Below are 3,535 nucleotides of genomic sequence, written 5' to 3' on the forward strand. Positions count from 1 at the left end.
TTGTTTGGTGTCGGCGGTGACTTACTCTCCCACAACCTCCCGGTTGCAGTACCATCAGCGTGTGCAGGCTTAGCTTCCGGGTTCGGAATGGGACCGGGCGTTTCCCTGCAGCTATTGACCACCGACAAACATGCGAAGCACAAACCCCTTTTTTGTTGGGTGCCCACCTAGGGGTGGGTGTTGTGTCAGATACTGCATAGTGGACGCGGTCACGACAGTGACTGTTTCTTTACTCTCTCTTTTTGTTGTTACACCAGTGTGTTGGTGTTTGTTGTGGTCAATTAGTACCAGTAGCCTTCACACCTTACAGTGCTTCCAGGTCTGGCCTATCTACCCTATCGTCTTTAGGGGACCTTAACGAAACCTCATCTTAAAACAGGCTTCCCGCTTAGATGCTTTCAGCGGTTATCCCTTCCGTACGTAGCCAACCAGCGATACCCCTGGCGGGATAACTGGCACACTAGAGGTACGTCCGTCCCGGTCCTCTCGTACTAGGGACAGCTTTCTTCAAGTTTCAACGCGCGCGGCGGATAGAGACCGAACTGTCTCACGACGTTCTGAACCCAGCTCGCGTGCCGCTTTAATGGGCGAACAGCCCAACCCTTGGGACCTACTCCAGCCCCAGGATGCGACGAGCCGACATCGAGGTGCCAAACCATCCCGTCGATATGGACTCTTGGGGAAGATCAGCCTGTTATCCCCGGGGTACCTTTTATCCGTTGAGCGACACCACATCCACAAGTAGGTGCCGGATCACTAGTCCCGACTTTCGTCCCTGCTCGACATGTCTGTCTCACAGTCAAGCTCCCTTGTGCACTTACACTCACCACCTGATTGCCAACCAGGCTGAGGGAACCTTTGGGCGCCTCCGTTACATTTTGGGAGGCAACCGCCCCAGTTAAACTACCCACCAGGCACTGTCCCCAACCCAGATCATGGGCCAAGGTTAGATGCTCAATCCGATCAGAGTGGTATTTCAACAACGACTCCACCACCACTAGCGTGATAGCTTCCAAGTCTCCCACCTATCCTACACAAACCGAACCAAACACCAATACCAAGCTATAGTGAAGGTCCCGGGGTCTTTTCGTCCTGCCGCGCGTAACGAGCATCTTTACTCGTAGTGCAATTTCACCGGGCCTGTGGTTGAGACAGCAGAGAAGTCGTTACGCCATTCGTGCAGGTCGGAACTTACCCGACAAGGAATTTCGCTACCTTAGGATGGTTATAGTTACCACCGCCGTTTACTGGGGCTTAAATTCTCAGCTTCGCAGTCAAAGACTACTAACCGGTCCTCTTAACCTTCCAGCACCGGGCAGGCGTCAGTCCATATACATCAACTTCACGTCTTCGCATGGACCTGTGTTTTTGATAAACAGTCGCTTCCCTCTATTCTCTGCGACCCCACAACGCTTAACACCGCAAGGATGCTCACGCCGTGAGGCCCCCCTTCTCCCGAAGTTACGGGGGCATTTTGCCGAATTCCTTAACCACAGTTCACCCGAACGCCTTAGTATTTTCAACCTGACTACCTGTGTCGGTTTAGGGTACGGGCCATACACACACATCGCTAGAGGCTTTTCTCGACAGTACAGGATCACCACCATCAACCCCAATGGGTCTACGCATCACGCCTCAACCAAAAATGTGGCGGATTTACCTACCACACGATCTACACGCTTACACCACCAATCCAATAAGTGGCGTGGCTACCTCACTGCGTCACCCCATCACTTGAACCACACATCAGGCCCCACGACATCAACACCACCAACACTCAAAGAGTACCGGTAGTGCATCCGCGGTGGTTAGTATCAGTGCTTCATCATGGGCGCGCATGTACGGGTACCAGAATATCAACTGGTTATCCATCGACTACGCCTGTCGGCCTCGCCTTAGGTCCCGACTCACCCTGGGAAGACGAACTTGACCCAGGAACCCTTAGTCATCCGGCGGATAGGATTCTCACCTATCAATTCGTTACTCATGCCTGCATTCTCACTCGCACACAGTCCACGCCTCCTTACGGTAACGCTTCCACCCATGCACAACGCTCCCCTACCCAACTTAAAAAGTTGCCGCGGCTTCGGCGGTGTACTTGAGCCCCACTGAATTGTCGGCGCAGAACCACTCGACCAGTGAGCTATTACGCACTCTTTCAAGGATGGCTGCTTCTAAGCCAACCTCCTGGCTGTCTTCGCGATCCCACATCCTTTTCCACTTAGTACACCCTTAGGGGCCTTAACCGGCGATCTGGGCTGTTTCCCTCTCGACTATGAAGCTTATCCCCCACAGTCTCACTGCCGTACAACACAATTAGTGGCATTCGGAGTTTGGCTGACATTGCTAAGATTGTAGTCCCGCTCAACCAACCAGTCGCTCTACCTCCACCAAGCTATAATACGACGCTGCACCTAAATGCATTTCGGGGAGAACCAGCTATCACGGAGTTTGATTGGCCTTTCACCCCTACCCACAGCTCATCCCCGCAGTTTTCAACCTACGTGGGTTCGCGCCTCCACAACCTCTTACAGCTGCTTCACACTGGCCATGGGTAGATCACCCCGCTTCGGGTCCAGGACATGCCACTTACCACCCCATTAGGATTCGGTTTCCCTACGGCTACCCCACACGGGTTAACCTCGCGACATGCCGCTGACTCGCAGGCTCATTCTTCAAAAGGCACGCCATCACACACACAAAGGTGCTCTGACGGATTGTAAGCACATGGTTTCAGGAACTATTTCACTCCCCTCCCGGGGTACTTTTCACCATTCCCTCACGGTACTAATACACTATCGGTCACACTGAGTATTTAGGCTTACCGGGTGGTCCCGGCAGATTCACAACAGATTCCACGAGCCCGCTGCTACTCGGGCAACCCAACAACCTGCATGCCATTGTCTTCAACTACAGGACTCTCACCTTCTCCGGCAGGCCATTCCAAACCACTTCACCTAACAACAACACACAAGCACGATGATGGTAGTCACCGCACGTTGGGGCCCACAACACCGCACACACAACCCCTACCAGGTATCACATGCACACGGTTTAGCCTCATCCACGTTCGTTCGCCACTACTAGCAGAATCATTATTATTTTCTCCTCCTACGGGTACTGAGATGTTTCACTTCCCCGCGTAAACCCCCACAACAGCTATGAATTCACTGAAGGGTAACCCCACATAACCAGGGCCAGGTTTCCCCATTCGGACATCCTCGGATCAACGCTCAATTGACAACTCCCCGAGGCTTAACGCAGCCTTTCACGTCCTTCATCGGCTCAGCATGCCAAGGCATCCACCATGCGCCCTTAATAACGAACACACAAACCACCACACACAAAAATGCACGCAATGGCCACACAAGTGAACTTGACAAAAAATTAACTAAAGAAAAAAGAAATCACACAAACACACACAAACAAACCACACAAATGCAGCCCATCCGGCGTGTTTAATGCTCGCGTCCACTATACAGTTCTCACACAACACCCCAACCACACCCCACCAACACACACAGTGTCAGCAAGA

The 3,535-nt window shown here is 52.6% G+C and carries 2 rRNA genes; both read right to left on the reverse strand.

Annotated elements, in window-relative coordinates:
- Window positions 1–8: 8 nt before the first annotated feature.
- Window positions 9–126 (reverse strand): 5S ribosomal RNA (gene rrf, locus QP934_RS11215).
- A 136-nt stretch (window positions 127–262) separates the two neighbouring features.
- A 23S ribosomal RNA gene (locus QP934_RS11220) occupies window positions 263–3,329 on the reverse strand.
- Window positions 3,330–3,535 lie beyond the last annotated feature (206 nt).

It is taken from the genome of Corynebacterium sp. MSK122 (assembly GCF_030229435.2).
Taxonomy (GTDB): domain Bacteria; phylum Actinomycetota; class Actinomycetes; order Mycobacteriales; family Mycobacteriaceae; genus Corynebacterium; species Corynebacterium marquesiae.